Annotated in this window: 19 protein-coding genes and 3 pseudogenes; 13 read left to right on the top strand and 9 right to left on the bottom strand. The window is 71.2% G+C overall.

Translation table 11 applies throughout. The annotated features are described in order from the left end of the window. Window positions 1-17: 17 nt before the first annotated feature. A complete protein-coding gene (locus tag O3W51_RS12175) occupies window positions 18-2,207 on the bottom strand; it encodes a fibronectin type III domain-containing protein (RefSeq protein ID WP_138355182.1) in 2,190 nt (729 codons plus the stop codon). A gap of 304 nt (window positions 2,208-2,511) precedes the next feature. Here O3W51_RS12175 and mqnC point away from each other — a divergent pair, with 304 nt between their 5' ends. Next, complete coding sequence (gene mqnC, locus O3W51_RS12170) at window positions 2,512-3,699, top strand: cyclic dehypoxanthinyl futalosine synthase (protein WP_138355183.1); 1,188 nt, start codon at window positions 2,512-2,514, stop codon at window positions 3,697-3,699. Further along, window positions 3,700-3,804: pseudogene (locus tag O3W51_RS48805) on the top strand (imidazolonepropionase-like domain-containing protein); the annotation flags it as partial. It abuts the gene before it with no gap. A 95-nt stretch (window positions 3,805-3,899) separates the two neighbouring features. On the opposite strand, the gene O3W51_RS48440 reads toward O3W51_RS48805, so the two are convergent. The 3 genes from O3W51_RS48440 to O3W51_RS12150 form a co-directional block, all read right to left on the bottom strand. Then, window positions 3,900-4,415 (bottom strand): response regulator transcription factor, encoded by a 516-nt coding sequence (locus O3W51_RS48440; RefSeq protein WP_138355185.1) that lies wholly within the window; start codon window positions 4,413-4,415, stop codon window positions 3,900-3,902. 53 nt (window positions 4,416-4,468) lie between these two features. Further along, window positions 4,469-5,458 carry a hypothetical protein gene (locus O3W51_RS12155; RefSeq protein ID WP_138355186.1) on the bottom strand — a complete coding sequence of 330 codons (990 nt, stop codon included), beginning with the start codon at window positions 5,456-5,458 and terminating at the stop codon, window positions 4,469-4,471. 108 nt (window positions 5,459-5,566) lie between these two features. Further along, complete coding sequence (locus O3W51_RS12150; RefSeq protein WP_138355187.1) at window positions 5,567-5,971, bottom strand: peptidase inhibitor family I36 protein; 405 nt, start codon at window positions 5,969-5,971, stop codon at window positions 5,567-5,569. 134 nt (window positions 5,972-6,105) lie between these two features. Here O3W51_RS12150 and O3W51_RS12145 point away from each other — a divergent pair, with 134 nt between their 5' ends. From O3W51_RS12145 to O3W51_RS12115, 8 genes and pseudogenes are all read left to right on the top strand, one after another. After that, window positions 6,106-6,504, top strand: coding sequence for a hypothetical protein (locus O3W51_RS12145; RefSeq protein WP_138355188.1), 399 nt, complete (start codon window positions 6,106-6,108; stop codon window positions 6,502-6,504). Then, the gene (locus O3W51_RS12140) at window positions 6,497-8,056 is read left to right on the top strand and encodes a peptidoglycan-binding protein (RefSeq protein ID WP_269285678.1); all 1,560 of its coding nucleotides are present in this window, start codon (window positions 6,497-6,499) and stop codon (window positions 8,054-8,056) included. The genes O3W51_RS12145 and O3W51_RS12140 overlap by 8 nt, the downstream gene beginning before the upstream one ends. Next, window positions 8,046-8,753, top strand: a complete 708-nt coding sequence (locus tag O3W51_RS12135) for an ABC transporter ATP-binding protein (RefSeq protein WP_138355189.1) — start codon at window positions 8,046-8,048, stop codon at window positions 8,751-8,753. Before O3W51_RS12140 ends, O3W51_RS12135 begins: the two co-directional genes overlap by 11 nt. Window positions 8,754-8,842: 89 nt before the next feature. Further along, window positions 8,843-10,000: an ABC transporter permease gene (locus tag O3W51_RS12130; RefSeq protein WP_138355205.1), complete on the top strand. Its 1,158-nt coding sequence runs from the start codon at window positions 8,843-8,845 to the stop codon at window positions 9,998-10,000. A gap of 93 nt (window positions 10,001-10,093) precedes the next feature. After that, a complete protein-coding gene (locus O3W51_RS12125; protein WP_138355190.1) occupies window positions 10,094-10,792 on the top strand; it encodes a demethylmenaquinone methyltransferase in 699 nt (232 codons plus the stop codon). 105 nt (window positions 10,793-10,897) lie between these two features. Further along, window positions 10,898-10,966: pseudogene (locus O3W51_RS48800) on the top strand (zinc-ribbon domain-containing protein); the annotation flags it as partial. A 75-nt stretch (window positions 10,967-11,041) separates the two neighbouring features. Continuing rightward, entirely contained in the window at window positions 11,042-13,105 is a 2,064-nt protein-coding gene (locus tag O3W51_RS12120) for a hypothetical protein (RefSeq protein ID WP_269285674.1), read from the top strand. Between the two features lie 113 nt (window positions 13,106-13,218). Continuing rightward, on the top strand, window positions 13,219-14,505 hold the full coding sequence (locus O3W51_RS12115; protein ID WP_138357572.1) for a geranylgeranyl reductase family protein: 1,287 nt from the start codon (window positions 13,219-13,221) through the stop codon (window positions 14,503-14,505). Here the strand turns inward: O3W51_RS12115 and O3W51_RS12110 are convergent. After that, window positions 14,502-15,374, bottom strand: coding sequence for a helix-turn-helix domain-containing protein (locus O3W51_RS12110; protein ID WP_138357571.1), 873 nt, complete (start codon window positions 15,372-15,374; stop codon window positions 14,502-14,504). The two genes, O3W51_RS12115 and O3W51_RS12110, sit on opposite strands and share 4 nt — an antisense overlap. A 107-nt stretch (window positions 15,375-15,481) precedes the next feature. Between O3W51_RS12110 and O3W51_RS12105 the strand changes: the two genes are divergently transcribed. After that, on the top strand, window positions 15,482-15,874 hold the full coding sequence (locus tag O3W51_RS12105; protein ID WP_138357570.1) for a cupin domain-containing protein: 393 nt from the start codon (window positions 15,482-15,484) through the stop codon (window positions 15,872-15,874). Between the two features lie 73 nt (window positions 15,875-15,947). Here the strand turns inward: O3W51_RS12105 and O3W51_RS12100 are convergent, their stop codons facing one another. Together O3W51_RS12100 and O3W51_RS12095 are read right to left on the bottom strand one after the other, a co-directional pair. Then, window positions 15,948-16,451, bottom strand: coding sequence for a peptidylprolyl isomerase (locus O3W51_RS12100; protein ID WP_138357569.1), 504 nt, complete (start codon window positions 16,449-16,451; stop codon window positions 15,948-15,950). 81 nt (window positions 16,452-16,532) lie between these two features. Next, window positions 16,533-16,994: pseudogene (locus tag O3W51_RS12095) on the bottom strand (ATP-binding protein); the annotation flags it as partial. Window positions 16,995-17,024: 30 nt separating this feature from the next. Between O3W51_RS12095 and O3W51_RS12090 the strand changes: the two are divergent. Together O3W51_RS12090 and O3W51_RS12085 are read left to right on the top strand one after the other, a co-directional pair. Continuing rightward, window positions 17,025-17,615, top strand: coding sequence for a DUF5753 domain-containing protein (locus O3W51_RS12090; protein ID WP_138357567.1), 591 nt, complete (start codon window positions 17,025-17,027; stop codon window positions 17,613-17,615). An 11-nt stretch (window positions 17,616-17,626) separates the two neighbouring features. Further along, entirely contained in the window at window positions 17,627-17,824 is a 198-nt protein-coding gene (locus O3W51_RS12085; RefSeq protein ID WP_138357566.1) for a DUF397 domain-containing protein, read from the top strand. A gap of 62 nt (window positions 17,825-17,886) precedes the next feature. Here the strand turns inward: O3W51_RS12085 and O3W51_RS12080 are convergent, their stop codons facing one another. Further along, on the bottom strand, window positions 17,887-18,195 hold the full coding sequence (locus O3W51_RS12080) for a helix-turn-helix domain-containing protein (RefSeq protein ID WP_138357565.1): 309 nt from the start codon (window positions 18,193-18,195) through the stop codon (window positions 17,887-17,889). After that, entirely contained in the window at window positions 18,195-18,560 is a 366-nt protein-coding gene (locus O3W51_RS12075) for a type II toxin-antitoxin system RelE/ParE family toxin (protein ID WP_198357089.1), read from the bottom strand. Before O3W51_RS12075 ends, O3W51_RS12080 begins: the two co-directional genes overlap by 1 nt. Between the last annotated feature and the right edge of the window lie 531 nt (window positions 18,561-19,091).

The following is a 19,091-nucleotide window of genomic DNA, read 5'->3' as shown; positions in this document are numbered from 1 at the left end:
GGTGGGGAGGAGGGGGGTCACTGGCATTCCCAGACGGCGGAGTTGAAGCGTGAGTCCAGATAGACGTCGGCGACATAGCCGTTTCCGTAGCTGGACGAGATCTTGCCCCAGACGTCGCTGGTGACGTGGTCGTAAGGCTGGGTCTCCGAGCTGCCGGTCGTCCGGCAGTGCACGGCGACGGAGCCCGTGTAGTTCGCCGGGAACTGATTCACCCGGGTGCCGGTCTTGGTGCTCGGGTCGCTGCGGATCGCCAGCGGGTCCGGGTCGTTGCTGTTGTGCGTGATGTTCATCGCCACGTCCGGCGGCGTCAGGTCGATCGTGCCGCTCGTGGACGCGCCCGAGCCCGCCGCGTTGCTGCTGCTCACCGTGACGTCGTACCGCTTGCTGTTCTCCAGGCCGGTGACCGACTGGCTGGTGCTCTGCGTGGACTCGCTGCCGCCGGGCCAGGTCACCTTGTAGGTGACACCGGATCCGCCCGAGGGCGCCTTCCAGCTGACCTTCGCGCCGTGCCCGCCGCCGTTGTTGCTGATCTTGAGGCTCTGCGGGGCGCCGGGGGCGACACAGGGGCGGACCGGGGCCGAGGACTTCGACTCCTTGCTCGCCGCGCCGCCCGCGTACTCCGCGACGACCGTGTAGCTGAACTCCGTGCCGCAGGCGCCGCCGTCGACCTGGAAGGTGAAGGGCCCGTTCGGGCCGACCTCGGACGGCGTCGCCGTCTGGCCGCTGCCCACTCCCTTGAGCAGATAGCGCTTGGGGGTGAGCCCGGAGGCGGGCTGGAACGTCAGCGTGATGGAACCGTCGCCGGACTGGGCCTGCGGGGTGCCGGGGGTCTGCGGTTCCGGGCAGCCCGCTTCCCAGTTGATGGCGCAGTTCTTCGTCGGGGTGGTCGGCGGCGCCTGGGTCGGCGGCGGCGTGGTGGCCGGCGCGTGCGTCGGCGGCCGGGTGGTGCCGCCCTGGCCCTTGCCCGGGCGGGTCGGCTGCTGCGCCTGGTGGGTCGGCCGGGAGGACGGCACGTTGTCCTCGACGGGCTTGTCGTTCTTCTTCCGGGCCGTCGGCACCTTGTCCGTGTACTTGCCGATGGTGTGGACGTCGCCGCCCGCGTTGATGACGGCGGCGGAGCTGTTGTTCTGGTCGTTGACCCACAGCAGGCCGTTGCGGACGAAGAGTTCCAGGTTGCCCGGCTTCTTCGTCACGTTCACCGAGTCCTGGAACGCCGAGGTCGCGGTGTCGTAGACGAGCAGGCTGCCGGTGGTCCCGTCCGGGATGTACACCTTCTTGCCCAGCACCTGCGGCGCGCCCAGCGCGTGCCCCTGGATCGGGACCTTCGCGTTGATGGACTGGCCGCTCGTGACGTCGACGAGCGCGAGCGCGCCGCTGTCGGAGGCGAGGATCGGCACCATCGGGCTGTCGGTCGTGGCGGGCACCAGGATCTTCACCGGGGCGGAGTCGTTGATCCCGCCCTGCAGGTTGAAGGTCTGCTGGGTGCCGGCGACGGTCAGCACCTTGGTGACGGCGTCCGTCCGGTCGGTCACCACCGGCCGGCCCTGCGCCAGGGTGAGGACCAGGTCGTGGTCCGGGGCGGCGACCTTGACCTCGGCGCTCTTCGCCCCGTTCACGAACGGGACGACGGTGCCCTTGGCGGGCTGCGGAACCCAGAGCGTGCCCTGGGAGTCGACGGCCGCGGTGCCGAGCCCCGGGCCCAGCTGGACCTTGTCCCCGGTCGGGGTCGTCAGCGCCGGGTCGATCCGCTGGACCGTGCCCTTCGCGGCGTCCACGACGTAGGCGTACGTGCCGCCGGAGACGAGCTGCAGTCCGCTGGTGCCGTAGTTCGTCGACTGCTCGGCGGTGAGCTGCGAGGGGTCGATCCGGACGACCTTGCCGGTCTTCCGGTCCAGCACGAGGACGGTCCTGCCGTCCTGCGCGATCGTCACGGAGTGGCCGTTCATGCCCGGCAGCTTGACCTTGCCGTCCACATCACCCGTCAGGCCGTTGGCGTGCGAGGCCTCGCTGGAGCCGCTGCTGCCCAGCCAGGCGCCGATGTCCGCGAGCCGCGGGATCGAGCCCGCGGCGCCGACCCCGACCGCGACGGAGGTGGCGATGAGGGCGCCGACCGCGCCGATCGCCAGATAGCCGGTACTGCGGTTACGGGTGGGGCGCATCGTCGCCCACAGGGTGGTGGCGGCGGAGCCCGCTCGCTGTCTCAGCACCGCCCCGCGACCCGGCGCCGGCGCCGCGGCGAGTGTCTCTTCGCTGAGCCTGCGCGGACGCAGTCCCCTCGTCGATCCGGCCCCCGACATATCCAACCCCGTCCCGCACCACAAGCCGTCGTCACCGAGCATTTGTCTTGAGACTGCAGATTATCCGGCCCGCGAGGGCGATGTCCCGGGCGCAGGGCACCCCGTGACAAGCATGTGACGCTCCGGACACCCGGCGGCCCGGCCAGGGGCTTGTCCGACGCCTGGCGTACGCTGAGCTGGTCCGTCTTGTACCCCTTCGGAAGGGACAGCACCGGTGAGCGATTACGCAGCCGTCCTCGATCGCGCCGCCGCCGGCGGCCGCATCACCCCGGAGGAGGCGCTGGACCTGTATCGCTCCGCCCCGCTGCACGCCCTCGGGTCGGCCGCCGACGCCGCGCGCCGCCTCCGGTACGCGGGTACCGAGCACATCGCGACGTACATCATCGAGCGGAACATCAACTACACGAACTCGTGCGTCACCGCGTGCAAGTTCTGCGCGTTCTACGCCGCGCCGCAGAGTGACAAGGTCTGGACGCGCGACATCGCGGACATCCTGCGCCGCTGCGCGGAGACCGTCGAGCTGGGCGGTACCCAGATCATGTTCCAGGGCGGCCACCACCCGGACTACGGCGTCGAGTACTACGAGGAGCACTTCGCCGCGATCAAGAAGGCGTACCCGCAGCTGGTCATCCACTCGCTGGGCGCGTCCGAGATCGAGCACATGTCCCGCATCTCCGGGGTGACGGCCGAGGAAGCGATCCGGCGGATCCACGCCGCGGGTCTCGACTCCTTCGCGGGCGCGGGCGCCGAGCTGCTCCCGGCCCGGCCGCGTACCGCCATCGCGCCGCTCAAGGAGTCGGGCGAGCGCTGGCTGGAGATCATGGAGATCGCGCACAACCTGGGCGTCGAGTCGACGTCCACGATGCTGATGGGCACCGGCGAGACCAACGCCGAGCGCATCGAGCACCTGCGCATGATCCGTGACGTACAGGACCGTACGGGCGGTTTCCGCGCCTTCATCCCGTACACCTACCAGCCGGAGAACAACAAGCTGAAGGGACAGACGCAGGCCACGATCTTCGAGTACCTGCGGCTGATCGCCGTCGCCCGGCTCTTCCTGGACAACGTCGCCCACATCCAGGGCTCCTGGCTCACGGTGGGCAAGGAGGTCGGCCAGCTCTCGCTGCACTACGGGGCGGACGACCTCGGCTCGATCATGCTGGAGGAGAACGTGGTCTCCTCGGCCGGTGCCAAACACCGCTCGAACCGGATGGAGATCATCCAGCTGATCCGCTCGGCCGGCCGGGTGCCCGCGCAGCGCGCGACCACCTACGAGCACCTCGTCGTGCACGACGACCCGGCGAACGACCCGGTCAACGACCACGCCGTCTCGCACCTGTCGTCGACGGCGATCGAGGGCGGCACGGCGCACCCCGAGCTGAAGCTGCTCGCCGCCAACTGAATGCTCACGATCCACAGCGGAGACAGCGGCACCGGACGGGCGGTCGCCGTCTCCGGCGACCGGATCGTGGCGGTCGGCACGGCCGATGAGCTACGCGTGCAGTTTCCGCAGGCGAGGGTGCGGGAATGGCACGGGGCCCTGGGCCCCGCGCTGGTGCACGCGGCACCGGTACCGGACGCGCCGAGCCCGCGGGAGCGGATTCACGCCCTCTTGCGGCTCGGGGCGACGGCGGTGGTGGACGGGTATCTGACGGATCCCGCCCTGCGGGCCGCCGCCGCCCGCGGCGGTCTGACGCGGGTGCCCGCCGGATCCGTGCCGCCCGCGCTGGTCCCCGGCGGCCGGGCGGACCTGGCGGTGTTCGACGCCGGCGGCGCCTGTGTGGCGACCGTGGTCGGCGGACGGCTCGTGCACCGGCGCGCATGACCGCCGCGGGCGTGGTGCACCAGCGCGATCAGGCTGAGCTGCAGCCGTGAGACACCGCCGAGCTTGAAGCGCAGGCTCGCGACGTGCAGCTTCACCGTACGTTCGGTGATGCCGAGTTCCTCGGCGAGCTCCCGGTTCGAGGCGCCGTCCCGCAGGCTCATCAGCACCTCGTGCTCACGGCCCGTCAGATCGGGGATCAGCCGCAGCCCCGCCAGGACCGCGCTGCCATGAGGGTGGGGATCGTCTCGCAGTCCGGTCCCGCAGACCTCGCACACCGGGCAGAGCAGATGCACGGATTCCCCCCGGAAGCCTGGACTTGAGCAACGGAAGGCTATATCAGCCCGACTCAGCCGGACAGCGAATCGGCCAGGCGCATCCGCGCCTGCTGCTGATCCTTGAAGTTCTTCAGGACTTCCGCGTTCTTCTCGATCAGCACCTTCTGGTACGCGGACTCGACGGCGTACCAGACGCCCACCAGGTTCACCTGCTGCTTGCAGGCGACGTCGGCGGTGGCGGTGGTGACCGCCCGCGCACCCGACAGATCGGTCAGCCCCAGCGCCGCGGGGACGCCCAGCGGCGACGGGACGCGGTAGCCGTGCCCGGCCATGCACGCCGACCAGTCCCGGATCACCCGCACCACCCGGGAGTCCTGCCGTGAGCGCTCGTTGGCCTCGGCGTTGAGGTTCTGCGGGAAGGTGATGTCGACGGCGGCGGCGTCGGGCGCGTAGAGCCTGAGCCCCGATTCGCCCGTGCAGCCCGCGACGGGGATCTTGATGCCGTTGACGACCCCGGTGTTCTTGTCGGAGGTCCTGGCCTTCTCCGCCTCCTCCAGGTTCGCGGGGAGGGACTTGGGGTCCAGATCGGGCGGTCCGTCCAGGACGAGGGACTCATTGGTCCCCCTGGCCGGGCGCGGGGCGCGGACCGGCGCCTGCTGCGGCGGGTCGCCGTAGCCGTACTTGGCGGCCAGGGACGGGCTGGACACGCCGTAGCGGCGGCCGTTCTCACCGTAGACATCCGTGCCGACGGTGGATTCCGGTGCGGTGTAGCGGAAGCCGTAGCGCCGCATGCACTGGTCGATGAGGACGTCCTGGGCCTTCTGCAACTCCTGCCGCTGCTCCGCCGGGACGAGGTAGACGTCCATCGGGAACGTCAGCCCGTTGCTGTCGAGCAGCTGGGGCGGCGCGCCGACCGCCGGCTCCGCCCGGTCCCCGGGCGCACCGGACTTCGCCTCCTCGGAACCCGCGCCGGAAGCGGATCCGCAGCCCGTGAGGCCCGTCAGGAGAACGGCGAGCAGGGCGAGGCGGACGGCGGGGGCGGTGGCACGGCGGCTGGGCATCGGCGGACTCCGGGGGACGCGAGGTGCGGGCGGCGCGGATCGGCGCAGGTCGGCGCACGGGCTCCGCCGCTCCCGCCCGCGGTGCGGACGGAGCGGCGGGACCGCGGATCAGCCGGGGTTGGCGGACGAGATCTTGTTCTTGAAGTTGGTGCTGGCGTTGCTCCACGTGTACGCCGGGATCCACCCGTGCACCCCGGCGCGGTAGGCGTCCGTCCAGACGCTCCACGTCTGCGCGTCCCGGTTCCAGTACGACTCGGTGTTGTCGTTGGGCGAGATGCTGAAGTTGGCGGCGTACCGGTCACCGGCGAAGTTGTTACCCGCGTAGAACAGGTCGAACAGCAGGTTGGTGCGGTTCTGGGCGTAGTAGAGGCCCAGTTCACCCGGCTCCAGGTTGCCGTCCTTGCCCAGCGCGTCGGCCGGTCCCGCGCAGACGAGCGAGGCGGTGCCGAGCGCGGCCAGTGCCAGGGTCGTGGCGAGAGTCCGGCGGAGAGTGGTGCGGTTGACGGGCGTCATGCGGCGTTCCTCCCTGATGCGTGGTGCGTGAAGCCGCGACGGCGGCGCACTATGCGACCAGAGGGAATGTCGTTGTATCTACTGTCCTTTGGGACAGTAGAGCAGCTGTTCGACCGCGGCTACGCTGGTCGATCGTGCACAGCGCAGACCGGACCTCGTCCCGTACTCTCCGTACCTCCTGCCGCCCGATCCCGCTGCTCCTGCCCGTGCTGCTGGCCGCGGCGCTGGGCGCCGGTGGCTGTTCGGTGGACTCCGGGCCCGGGACACCCGGCAACTCCGGCGGGAGCGAGCAGGTCAAGGGCAACACCACGACGGTCGACCCGGTCCCCGCGGCGTTCCTGGAAGCGATGCGGCAGGAGACGAAGTGCATGCGTGAGCACGGGATCACGGACTATCCGGACCCCAGCCCGGCGACCGGTGAGTTCCAGTACCCGGCCGAACTGGGGCAGCGTCTGAAGCAGGATCCGTCGACCGCCGCCATCTGGCACACCTGCCAGGCGAAGTCCGGCGGCGACGGGATCCAGGGTGGCTGACGCACCGGTCCTCGCACGGCGCCGGATCTGGGTGATCGCCGTCGCGGTGGGCGCGTTGGCGCTCTCGGGCACGGCCGCCGGGGCGTCGCTGGTCATCAAGTCGCCCGCCCAGGAGGCCGCGGAGCGCGCGGCGCCGGCCCCCGACCTGCTGACCGCGCCGGTGGAACGCCGGGTCCTCAAGGACTCGGTGATCCTGCGCGGCACGGTGCGGGCCGGCCAGTCGGTGGACGTCTCGCCCTCCGTCACGCCGGGGGAGGGCGCCGCCACACCGGTCGTGACGAAACTGCTGGTGGCTCCCCGCGCGACGGTGACCGACGGCAAGGTGCTGCTGGAGGTGTCCGGGCGGCCGGTGTTCGCGCTGCGCGGCGCGCTGCCGGTGTACCGGGACCTGAAGCCGGGCGCGACCGGCGGCGACGTCGCCCAACTGCAGCGCTCGCTCGGGGAACTGGGCCACCGGTCGGGCGACGACCCGCCCGGGACCTTCGGGCCCGGGACGAAGGCGGCGCTGACGGGGTTCTACGCCTCGATCGGCTACGACCCGCTGCCGGCCTACGCGGACGGCGGCGAGGCACTGAAGGCGGCGCGGGACGCGGTGACCGCGGCCGAACGCGCCCTCCAGGACGCGCAGGACGCACAGGACGAAATGGACGCGGCGAACGAGCCGTTCCTGTCCCCGACCGGAAACCCGTCGACCGGAAACCCGTCGACCGGAAACCCGTCGACCGGAAATCCGCCGGCCGGGAAACCCGCCACCAGCAAGGCCGCCAAGCGCGCCGTGCAGCGGGCCCGGGAGGATCTCGGCAGCGCGCGGACCGACCTCGCCGCGGTCCTCGCCACCGACGGGCCGATGCTGCCGGCGGCCGAAGTGGTCTACCTGGACGGCTTTCCGGCCCGGGTGGACTCCATACCCGCGCACGTGGGATCGAAGGTGTCGGGAGCCGCGGTCATGACCGTGTCGGCCGGCGCGCTGGTGGTGCAGGGCACGCTGCAGGAGTACCAGAAGGGGCTGGTACGGCCCGGGCAGCGGGTCCAGATCCTGTCGGAGGTCAGCGGGGTGACCGCGGCGGCGACGGTGGCCTCGGTCGCCACGGCCGTCGACGGCGGGCAGGCGCCGGGGCAGACGTCCGCGGGGCAGCAGGACCAGGATCAGGGACGGGGGCAGGACCAGGGCGGGACCTCCGGGCCGCGCGGATATCCGATGGTGGTCCGCCCCGACCAGCCGCTGGATACACAACTGGCAGGTCAGGACGTCCGCTTGACCGTGGAGGCGGCTTCCACCGACGGGGTCGCGCTCGTCGTCCCCGTCACCGCGATCTCGGCGGGCGCGGACGGCCGCACCGTCGTCACGGTCGTCGCCAAGGGTGGCGCGCAGCGCCGGGTGGAGGTCAGGCCGGGCACCACCGGGGACGGTTTCGTGGAGGTCGTCCCGCTGGGGGGCGGCGTGCTCGCGGAAGGCGACCGGGTCGTCACCGGAGTCAGGGACACCTCCTCCGGAACTCCGTCCAAGGACGCTGCCGGGGACGTCTCCAAGGACGCGTCCAGTGGTCGCTGAGGTCCCAGCAGTCGAGGCCCCCGCGGTCATCGAACTGCGGCAGGCGGGGCTCACCTATCCCGGCCCGCCGCCCGTCGCCGCGCTCACCGCATGTGAACTGACGGTCGGAGCAGGCGAGTTCGTGACCGTCGTCGGCCCCTCCGGCTCCGGCAAGTCCACCTTCCTGAACATCGTGGGCCTGCTCGACGTGCCCACCTCCGGCAGCTATCTGCTCAACGGCATCGACACCGGCGCGCTCAAGGACGCCGACCGCACCGCACTGCGCGGCCGGCGCATCGGCTTCGTCTTCCAGTCCTTCCATCTCCTGCCGTACCGAAGTGCCGTGGAGAACGTCCGGCTCGCCCTGCTGTACGGCGCCGTGCCACGCGCCGAGTCCCACGAGCGGGCCCGCGAGGCACTGGCCAGGGTGGGTCTCGGCCACCGGCTGGACGCCGTGCCCACCCGGCTGTCCGGCGGCGAGCAGCAGCGGGTGGCCATCGCGCGGGCCCTGGTCTCCCGCCCGTCGCTGCTGCTGTGCGACGAGCCGACCGGCAACCTCGACACCGCCACGGCGGGCGCGATCCTGGGCCTGCTCGACGAACTGCACGCCGACGGCATGACGATCGTCGTCATCACCCACGACCCGCTGGTCGCCGCCCGCGGCGCGCGCACCGTCTCGATCCGCGACGGCGTGCTGACCGAACGGGCCACGGTGTGAGGTTCCGCCGGCGCGCTGCGCGCGGGGGGAGTCCCGTCGAGCCGTCCGTCCTCCCGCTGCGCGAGCTGCTCTCCGAGTCGCTCGCCGGGATGCTGCAGCGCCCCGGCCGCTCCGCGCTCACCGCGCTCGGCACCGTCCTCGGCGTCGGCACGTTCGTGGCGATCCTCGGGCTGACGGCCACCACGTCCTCACAGATCGACTCCCGCTTCGACCTGCTCACCGCGACCGAGGTGACGGTCGAGGACACCAGCGTCCAGCAGAACGCGTTCGCCGGTCCGGTCTTCCCGGCCGACGCCGACGAACGCATCGGCCGGCTCGGCGGCGTGGAGCACGCCGGCGTCTACTGGACGGTGCACCCCGCCGGCAGCGCCACCGTCCGCTCCTCGCCGGTGGGCGCCGACTCCGGCGGCGAGGAGATCGGCATCGTCGCCGCGTCCCCCGGAGCCCTCCTCGCGGCGGACCCGCACCTCGCGCAGGGCAGGCTCTACGACGCCTACCTGTCGCGGGGCGCGCAGCCGGTCGCCGTGATCGGCTCGGGCATCGCCGCCCGCCTCGGCATCACCACCCTGGAGACGTATCCGGCGGTGTTCATCGGCGACCAGCCGTTCACGGTGGTCGGGATCATCGACGACACCCGCCGCAAGGCGGACTTGCTGCTCTCGGTGATCGTGCCGCGCACCACCGCCGAGCGGATCTGGGGCCCGCCGAAGGGCGGCGACGCCAGGATGCTGATCGCCACCAGGGTCGGCGCCGCCGGACAGATCGCCCATGAGGCCCCGACCGCGCTGCGCCCCGACCACCCCGAATACCTGAAGGCCGTCCCGCCGCCCGACCCCCGCACGCTGCGCGGCACCGTCACCGGCGACCTCAACCAGCTGTTCCTCCTGCTCGCGGCGATCTGCCTGGTCATCGGCGCCGTCGGCATCGCCAACACCACCCTGGTCGCCGTCCTGGAACGCACCGGCGAGATCGGGCTGCGCCGCGCCCTGGGCGCCCGGGGCCGGCACATCACCGCCCAGTTCCTGGCGGAGTCCGGCGCCCTCGGAGCGCTGGGCGGGCTGGTGGGCACCAGCCTCGGCGGCCTCACGGTCGTGATCGTCGCCCTCGTACGGGACTGGACGCCCGTCGTCCATCCGGCGACGATCGCCGCCGCCCCGGTGATCGGGCTGCTCACGGGCCTGCTCGCCGGCCTCTACCCGGCGCTGCGGGCCTCGCGCATCCAGCCGGCGGAGGCCCTCCGCCGCTGATCGCCGCCTGATCGTCGCCTGATCCGCGTCGGAAAAGGGGATCCGCCGGTGACCCCGGGCCGGGGTGGCGGGCGCGGGGTGGAGAATGGGCCCGTGACCCGAGCCTCCCTGGAAAAGCAGCCGCACGAAGTCGCCGCGATGTTCGACGACGTAGCCGCCAAGTACGACCTGACGAACGACGTGCTGTCACTCGGCCAGGCCCGGCTGTGGCGCAAGGCCGTCGCGCAGGCCCTCGACGTCCGGCCCGGCGAGCGCGTGCTCGACCTCGGTGCCGGCACCGGCACCTCCTCGCTGCCCTTCGTCGCGGCCGGCGCCCAGGTCGTCCCGTGCGACTTCTCCGTCGGCATGCTGCGCGAGGGCAAGAAGCGCCACCCGTCCCTGCCGCTCACCGCGGGCGACGCGACCAGGCTGCCGTTCGCCGACGGTGTCTTCGACGCGGTCACCATCTCCTTCGCGCTCCGCAACGTGCACGACACGGACGCCGGGCTGCGCGAGATGCTGCGCGTCACCAAGCCGGGCGGCCGCGTCGTGATCTGCGAGTTCAGCAGCCCGACCTTCAAGCCGTTCCGCACCGTCTACACCGAGTACCTGATGCGGGCCCTGCCGCCGGTCGCGACCGCCGTGAGCAGCAACCCGGACGCATACGTCTATCTCGCCGAGTCCATCCGCGCCTGGCCCGACCAGGCGGCGCTCGCCTCCCGGCTCCAGGAGGCCGGCTGGGCCAAGGTCGCCTGGCGCAACCTCACCGGCGGTGTCGTCGCGCTGCACCGGGCAGCGAAGATCGGTCAATAACCGGGCAGTTGTGAGGGCGGTGACAATAAACTCCGGGGTCTGAACGAGGACGGCCGTTCCCGACGGCCGTTCCCCGACACACGATCCCGACACCCGGAGTGCCCCATGCCGTTCTGCCCCGCCTGCGGCAACGCGTCGTCGGACGATGCACGTTTCTGCATGAAATGCGGCCGTGAACTGGGGGCGCCTCCGATACCGGCCCAGCCGCCGGCCGAGGGCCAGGAGCCTCCCGAGCGGCAGGAGCCGCCGGTGAGCGGCCAGGCCCCGCCGGCCCCCGGGCAGCCGCCCGCCCCGCCGACCGCACCGCCCACGTACGGCGGGCCGCCCTACGGGCCCCCGGCGTCCGGGCCGCCCGTCTACGCCCCGCCCGCCTACGCGCCACCTCCGTACGCCCCGACCGCGTACGCCCCCGCGCCGCAGGGGCCCTCGCCCATCGCCCTGTTCCTGCGCCGCACCGTCTCCGGCGACTGGACCGGACCGCTCAAGGCGGGCCTGTGGCCCACCGCGGTGCTGCTGGCGTTCGCCGCGGTGATGGCGACGCAGTCCAACCGGCAGACCGACGCGGCCGACCTCGGTTACGGCGACCGGCTGCGCGGCTACCTCGCCATGGTCCTCACGGGCGTCGGCGGCATCTTCGGCGCCAAGGTCACACCGGGTGACGGCGGTTCGTCCTACGACGACTACGACGGCAGCACCGCCGCCCCTTACCTGAGATCGTCGACCCAGGACACCCTCACCCTGTCGATCGTGCCGCTGGTGGTCACCATCCTGTGGGGCCTCGCCCTCGTCCTGGCCCTGCGCCATCTCCGCCGCACCCAGACCGGCGCCGAGGCGGCGATCCGGGTGGCGGCGGTGTGCACCGCCGGCGCCCTCGTCCTGGCGCTCGTCGGCCAGCCGGGTCTCACGGTGACGGACGGGGAGTCCGGGGACCGGATCGACATCACGTCCGGGCCGTTCACCGTGCTCCTGTGGACCTTCGTGCTCAGCCTGCTGGTGGGTCTGTTCGTGCTGTGCCGCGACCGGCTGGACGGACACCTGGCGACCAGCCCGGGCCTGGCCGCCGCGACCCGCGCCCTGCGGGCCGCGATCCTGGCGCTCGGCATCGGGGTGGGCGTGTGCGCGCTCATCGCCCTGATCGTCCTGGCCGACCACTCCGACGAGATGGACAACGGGAGCTGGATGGGCGTCTCGTTGCTGATCGTGAACGGGGGGCTCTCGGCTCTGGGCCTCGCCTGGGGAGTGCCGGTCGAAGCGACGCGGTCGGGATCGGGCTACGACAGCGAGCGGTTCGGCCTCTCCGACCTGGGGCAGTTCGGTGACGGCTGGCCCATTCCCGGCGCCCTCGCCGCCGGTGCGGTCTGCGCGCTGATCCTCGGTGTGGTGGCCGTCCGCCGCTGCGCCGACCGGCGCGAGCAGTGGCTGGCGGCCGGCTTCTACGCGGGGCTCTTCGTGCTGCTGATCGCGATCGGCGGCACGAAGGGCGAGTACACGGAGGGCAGCAGGTCCGCGACGGTGGAGGCCGCCTCCAGCGTTCCGGAAGCGCTGCTCTTCGGGCTCTTGTGGGCCTTCGGCGGGGTGCTCGCCGTGACGTTCATCCTCCGGGTGCGCGCGGGAGGGCCGGGCGGTCAGGGCGGCCCCGGCGGTCAGGGCGGGATTCCCGGCTACCCGCAGGGTTGCCCGCCCGCCTACCCGCCGGGATACGGGCAGCCCTCGCAGCCCTCCCAGCCCTCCCAGCCCTCCCAGCCCTCCCAGCCTTCGCAGCCTTCGCAGCCGGGCTTCGTGCCGCCGCAGGGCCTGCCGGCACAGGACCTGCCGTCAGAGGGACTGCCGTCCTATGGCGGACAGCCGTACGACGCGCCGTCGGCCGGGGGTTTCACGGAACCCGAGCTGCTGCTGAACCTCAACGCCTCGCCCGAGAAGCCGGCCAGGGCGCCCCGCAACCGGCTGCTCGTGGTCGGGCTGATCATGCTCGGCGCGTTCGCGATCGGGGGTGTGGCCACCGCGGGCGTGATCATGTTCAACCGGAACGACGACAAGCCGGCGAATCCGTCCTCCTGCCCGTCCGCGCCCGCCTCCTCCGGGGACCGCACGGAGCTGTGCGCCGAGTCCCCGTCCCCCGGCGACGACGGCACCCCGTCCGACGAGCCGAGCCCGTCCGACAGCACGTCCGACGCTCCGTCCGACAGCGCGACCAGCGACCCCTTCGGCAGTCCGACGGAGGAGTCGTCCGACACTCCGTCCGACACCCCGGCCGACGATCCGTTCGGCAGCACGTCGAACGCCCCGGCCGGCCTCCCGAGCGGCTCGGTCTGAGGTACACGGGGAGCTCGGGGCGTCCCGCACCGAGAGCCGCCGCCCGCACCCGGGCGGCGGCCTCATAGACTCGGCAGGAGCCAAGACCCCTCGCCGAAACCGGAGAGCCCACCGTGACCGACACAGCCCTGTCCGAGAACAGCGCCGATGTGATCGTCGTCGGCGCCGGGCCCGCCGGTTCGACGACCGCGTACTACCTGGCCAAGGCGGGACTCGACGTCCTCCTCCTGGAGAAGACCGCGTTCCCGCGCGAGAAGGTCTGCGGCGACGGGCTGACCCCGCGCGCCACCAAGCAGCTCGTCGGCATGGGCATCGACATCTCCGAAGAGGCCGGCTGGCTCCGCAACAAGGGGCTGCGCATCATCGGCGGCGGCGTCCGCCTCCAGCTCGACTGGCCGGACCTCGCCTCGTACCCGGACTACGGACTCGTCCGCAAGCGCGAGGACTTCGACGAGCTGCTCGCCCGCCAGGCGCAGAAGGCCGGCGCCCGGCTGCACGAGCGCTGCAACGTCGGCGCCCCCATCCGTGACGAGCGCACCGGCCACATCATCGGCGTCGAGGCCAAGCTCGGCGAGGAGAAGACCCCGGTCACCTTCCACGCCCCGCTGGTCGTGGCCGCCGACGGCAACTCGACGCGGCTGTCCCTGCACATGGGCCTGCACCGCCGCGAGGACCGCCCGATGGGCGTCGCGGTCCGTACGTACTTCACCTCGCCCCGCCACGACGACGACTACCTCGAATCCTGGCTGGAACTCTGGGACAAGCGCGGCACCGAGGACCGGCTGCTGCCCGGCTACGGCTGGATCTTCGGCATGGGCGACGGCACGAGCAACGTCGGCCTCGGCATCCTCAACTCGTCGAAGGCCTTCCGGGAGCTGGACTGGCGCGAGGTCCTCAAGACGTGGTGCGCCTCCATGCCCGCCGACTGGGGCTACACCGAGGAGAACCAGGTCGGCCCCATCCGCGGCGCGGCCCTCCCGATGGCCTTCAACCGCCAGCCGCACTACACCAAGGGCCTGCTGCTCGTCGGCGACGCCGGCGGCCTCGTCAACCCGTTCAACGGCGAGGGCATCGCCTATGCGATGGAATCCGGCCAGATCGCCGCCGACGTCATCGTCCAGGCGAACGCCCGCCAGACCCCCGCCCAGCGCGAACTGGCGCTGCACAACTACCCGCGCATCCTGAAGGAGACGTACGGCGGTTACTACACGCTGGGCCGCGCCTTCGTGAAGCTCATCGGCAACCCGCGGGTCATGAAGGTCATCACCGAGCGAGGTCTCACCCACCCGGTCCTGATGCGCTTCACCCTCAAGATGCTCGCCAACCTCACGGACCCGACCGGCGGCGACGCGATGGACCGCATCATCAACGGCCTGAGCAAGGTAGCCCCGAACTCCTAGCCGTTGGGGAAGCCCTTGCCCTTGGGGTTGCCCTGGGGATCGGCGGCGTAGCGCGCGGGCGTGGTGCCCACGTGCCGCCGGAAGTGCCGGTTCAGGTGGGCCTGGTCGTAGAACCCCACCTCGGTGGCGACGTCGGCCGGGCGCCCGCCCGCGAGCAGCAGCCGCCGCGCCCGGTCGATGCGCAGCCCGGTCAGATAGACGTGCGGCGGCAGACCGTACGTCTGCTTGAAGCAGCGGATCAGATGGGTGGGGTGCGAGCGCAGCAGCGCGCTCGCCTCGTGCAGGGCGATGCCCTCCGACACCCGGGCGTCCAGCAGTTCCCGCAGCGCCACCGCCAGCCGGGCCGCCTCGCGGCCGGGCCGGCGGGTGCGGGCGGCGGCCAGATGGACATTGAGCCGCTCCCGCACGAAGGCCAGCCGGGACTCGCCCTCGAAGACGTCGGGAGCGTCCCCCGCGGCTCCTGCATGCCCTGCGTCTCCGAGAGCGTCGTGCAGCTGTCCGATGCGGTGGCGCAGCAGCCCGTCGATGAGCACCGGGCGGTCGACGGCCGTCCCCGTCAGGTTCTCGGGTAGCACGCTCCGGTCGAGGTACAGCACCCGCTTGCGGAATCCGGCGGGAGTCGCCGTCCGGCCGTCGTGGAAGACCCCGGGCGGCAGCAGCAGCGCCGCGGTGTCGGTTCCGGAGACGCCGTGCCGGTGCCGGTCGAGGCCGAAGTCCACCGACCCGTCGTCGACGATCATCAGCGTCCACGTGTCATGTGTGTGCGCGGGATAGGCGTGGTCCAGGAAGTGCGCGTGGAAGACCTCGGCGATGCCCGGAACCGCCGGCCGCCAAGCGGTGATGCGTGAGTCCGTTCGCTCTCCGCCCATGCGAGGAACGTACAAGACCGGTGGGCGCGCGCCGGGACACGCTCAGGGGGACCAGTCGGCCGGACGGGTCGGCCGGACCGGTCAGCCGCATCAGGAAGGGTTTTCTCATGACCACCCCGATACCCGTTGTTGTGCCCGCCGTGGTGAACATCTCCGACGCGCTCGCCCGGTTCAGCGACCACTGGGCGCAGCGGAAGATCGCCGGCATCAACGACTACGAGGTCAAGATCGCCAAGCTGCACGGGGAGTTCGTCTGGCACACCCACGAGGACACCGACGAGTTCATGCTCGTCATCAGCGGCCGGCTCACGGTCCGGTTCCGCGAGGGTGACCGCATTCTCGACCCGGGCGAGTTCGTCGTGGTCCCGCGCGGGGTGGAGCACTGCACGGCCGCGGAGGAGGAGACGTCCATCCTGCTGCTGGAGCCCGCCGGGGTCGTCAACACCGGCGACGCGGGGGGAGAGCTGACGAACGCCGTGCGCGAGCTGGAGCCGAGCTGAAACGACGCCTGAAGGCCGACGCGCGCCGGGAGGCGGGTCCCGCCGCCCCGGCGCGTACGTCAGTCATGCCAGGTCAGGCGCCGACGACTCCGGAGTCGGAGATGGTGACCTTGGCGGAGGTCTTACCGCTCCGCGAGCCGAAGCCCTCGATCTTCGTGACCAGGTCCTGGCTGGCCTGGTCGGCGACCTCGCCGAAGACGACGTGCTTGCCGTCCAGGTGCGGCGTGGCCACGGTGGTGATGAAGAACTGCGAGCCGTTGGTGTTCGGCCCGGCGTTCGCCATCGACAGCAGACCCGGCTTGGAGTGCTTGCGGGTGAAGTTCTCGTCGGCGAACTTCGCACCGTAGATGCTCTTGCCGCCCGTGCCGTCACCGCGGGTGAAGTCGCCGCCCTGGAGCATGAAGCCCGGGATGACGCGGTGGAACGAGGACCCCTTGTAGCCGAAGCCCTGCTCGCCGGTGGCCAGCGCGCGGAAGTTCTCCGCGGTCTTGGGAGCCACGTCGTCGTACAGGTTGAAGGTGATGCGCCCGGCGGGGGCGTCGTCGATGGTGATGTCGAAGTACACGCTGATCGTCATGCCCCCATCCTGACACCCCGAGCCGCCACCGGCCGATTCCTGGGGGTCCGGCCCGCCCGCCGACCGCTCTGACCTGGCCTTTCACAGTTCGAACCAGACGGCCTTCCCCGGCCCCGCCCCGGCCGGCCGCACCCCCCAGTCGATGGCACAGTCCCCGATGAGCGCCAGCCCCCGCCCCGACTCGTCACCCCCTTCGGCCGCCCGCCCGGCGGGCAGGCCGGGCGCGAAGTCGTGCACGAGGACGCGCAGGGTCGCGCAGGAGTCGGGGGCAGCGGGGCTGGGGCCGGGATTGGTGCCGTGGGTGGTGGCGGTGACGGCTCCGGTTCCGGTGACGGCTCTGGTTCCGGTGTCGGTCGGGGTGCGGCGACCGGTCCACTCGGCCGAAAGCGTCACCGGTATCGAACAGCCGCTGCTGTGGCACGCGTTGACCGCGTTCGTCACGGCCTCGGACGTCAACAGCAGCGCCGTATCGGTGAGATCGTCCCGCCGCGCACTCCGCAGGAGTGCGCGAACGGCTTCACGAGCGGACCGCACCCAGACGGGGTCGGGCGGGAAGACTAGGGTGCGTCAGCCTTGGATTTCGCCGAACTGGAGACGTCATCCGCAGCGATCAAGACCTTCCAGGTGATGTTCGTGCCGGGAATGCTCCAGACCGCTGCGTACACCAGAGCCCTGTTCGCGGCTGGTGAACCGAACGCTGAACCGGCGCTCTTCGATCGATACGTGCAGTTCAGGCAGCGGCGCAAGCAGGTGCTGACCGGGGACTCTCCGCCGCAGTTCCATGCAGTGATCCATGAGACGGCGATCCGCATGTCCTTCGTAGGGGTCGACGTTCTGCGTGAGCAACTGGAGCACCTCATCGAGATGGCGCTCATGCCGCACGTCCACATCCAGATCATGCCCCTCGCGGCGCCGGTCTTCCCTGCGGTGGACAAGCCCTTTGTGATCTACGATCCGGGGTTGTCCGAATTGAGTACTGTGCATGTGGAGCATCCGGTCTCCACCGCCTTCCTCAGCGAGCAGTCCTACTTGGCGCAGTACGCCGATGCCTTCGACCGGCTTACCAGCTCCGCCTTGGCGCCGCTCGATCCCAAATCGGAGCCCGGGGTCTTCGCCAAGCGGGACTCGATCGGTCTCATCCAGCACTTGCTGTACCTCTTGTGAAAGGCACACCAATGTCGGAACTCATCTGGCGGAAGTCGAGCTTCAGCGGGTCAGGCGGCAACGGCAACTGCCTGGAAGCGACGGCAACCCCCACCGGCCTCGTCCACTTCCGTGAAAGTGACCGCCCCGGCGAGGTCCTCAGCACCACCCCCGCCCACTGGGCGGCGTTCCTCCGCGCCATCAAGGGCGGCGAAGCCGGGCAGTTGTAGCAGCGACAGCGGTTCAAGCCCGAGCGCTGGTTGTCAGGGGCCGCCGCCGGCCCGGAGGGTCGTTACGCGGCGTGTGCCTCGAACCACAGCGAACCTAGTTCGTGTCCCGGGGTGAGGCGGACGTCGGAGTCCAACGCAGCGGCCAGCGTACGGAGCAGCAGTATCGTCGGCTCGGTGCCACCCTCTTCGATGCACTCGATGGCGTCCTGTGTCATTCCGGCCCGTTCCGCCAGCTCCGCCGTGCTGAGACCGAGGGCCACGCGTCGGTCGTAGAGGGCTTTGCCGAACGCCAGGGACTCTCGGATCGCGATCCGCTCGGGGTCCTCCGTATCAAGGCTGGAGGGAACCCAGCGGGTGTGCCGGCCTGCCATTACGCCTCCCGCTTGTACGACTCGTTCACAGGTCCATGATGCTCGCTGTCACAGACTTTCTGCGCGCGCACAGCCCGATCAATCTGCGCCTGCTCGTGCTGCTTGGTCTTGCGGAACACGGTGAGTAGCACGATCGTCCTGCTCGGCGTGATCCAGTAGGTGATGCGGGCGGCAATGCTCCGCAGGCGGATGCGAAGCTCTCGAACCGGCCCCTCAAGGTGGTCGGACCAGGGGCCTCCGATTCTTGTACCCAGTTCCGCCAGCAGGCTGACGACCTCGTCCACACGCTTGAAGTCGTGATCGCTGAGGCTGTCGAGCCACGCGCGGACTTCCGGTTCGATTTCGACGCGGTACAACTCGCTCACCGGCCGTTCCTTCCACCCCATGCTCCGCACCCGCCGTCGCTCGATGAACAACGGTGTCGTCGTCGCGGGAGTCACGGCATGACGAGTTCAACGGCTCGGATGAGCTCGAACCACGTCGTCTTGCCGTTGCCAGCGTGGAGTTTGGACCACCTTCTTCGTCGGGATGTGGTGCGGGTGTGACGGGGGATGTCCTGCGGGCCCTGAGGGGCGGTCTTTTGGTGGGTTCGGATCACTAAGGTCGGCCAAAACTCAATATGGCGGGGGTCCGGCCACACAGATTGATCCGTTGGAGGTTGGGCGGGGTTCGAGAGCCGAGGCTCGATCGTCATTCCGCTGCCCGCCCGCCGGAGCCGGCCCTGGCGCCCGCCCCCAGAAGCCGCGCTGCCTCACCGGCCGAACCAATCCCTGACCCCGCTCGGGGAGCGCGGCGAGCCGTTCTCACTGGCAGGCGCACAGCGCCGACGCCCGTTCCTCCGCCCGGGCAAGGCGCGAAGCGACGCAGAAGGACACTTCGCGATCTTTGAGTTCAGC

Origin of the sequence: Streptomyces sp. H39-C1 (assembly GCF_027158125.1) — a bacterium.
Classification (GTDB): Bacteria; Actinomycetota; Actinomycetes; order Streptomycetales; family Streptomycetaceae; genus Actinacidiphila; species Actinacidiphila fildesensis.
The sequence above is the reverse complement of the archived record's forward strand: the minus strand, read 5'-3'. Positions and strand labels throughout refer to the sequence as shown.

Excerpts from the sequence above, each read along its gene's own strand:
- O3W51_RS12155 (WP_138355186.1), bottom strand. The coding sequence starts at position 5,458 with ATGCCCAGCCGCCGTGCCACCGCCCCCGCCGTCCGCCTCGCCCTGCTC.
- O3W51_RS12150 (WP_138355187.1), bottom strand. The coding sequence starts at position 5,971 with ATGACGCCCGTCAACCGCACCACTCTCCGCCGGACTCTCGCCACGACC.
- O3W51_RS12130 (WP_138355205.1), top strand. The coding sequence starts at position 8,843 with ATGCTGCAGCGCCCCGGCCGCTCCGCGCTCACCGCGCTCGGCACCGTC.
- O3W51_RS12110 (WP_138357571.1), bottom strand. The coding sequence starts at position 15,374 with ATGGGCGGAGAGCGAACGGACTCACGCATCACCGCTTGGCGGCCGGCG.
- O3W51_RS12105 (WP_138357570.1), top strand. The coding sequence starts at position 15,482 with ATGACCACCCCGATACCCGTTGTTGTGCCCGCCGTGGTGAACATCTCC.
- O3W51_RS12100 (WP_138357569.1), bottom strand. The coding sequence starts at position 16,451 with ATGACGATCAGCGTGTACTTCGACATCACCATCGACGACGCCCCCGCC.
- O3W51_RS12085 (WP_138357566.1), top strand. The coding sequence starts at position 17,627 with ATGTCGGAACTCATCTGGCGGAAGTCGAGCTTCAGCGGGTCAGGCGGC.
- O3W51_RS12080 (WP_138357565.1), bottom strand. The coding sequence starts at position 18,195 with ATGGCAGGCCGGCACACCCGCTGGGTTCCCTCCAGCCTTGATACGGAG.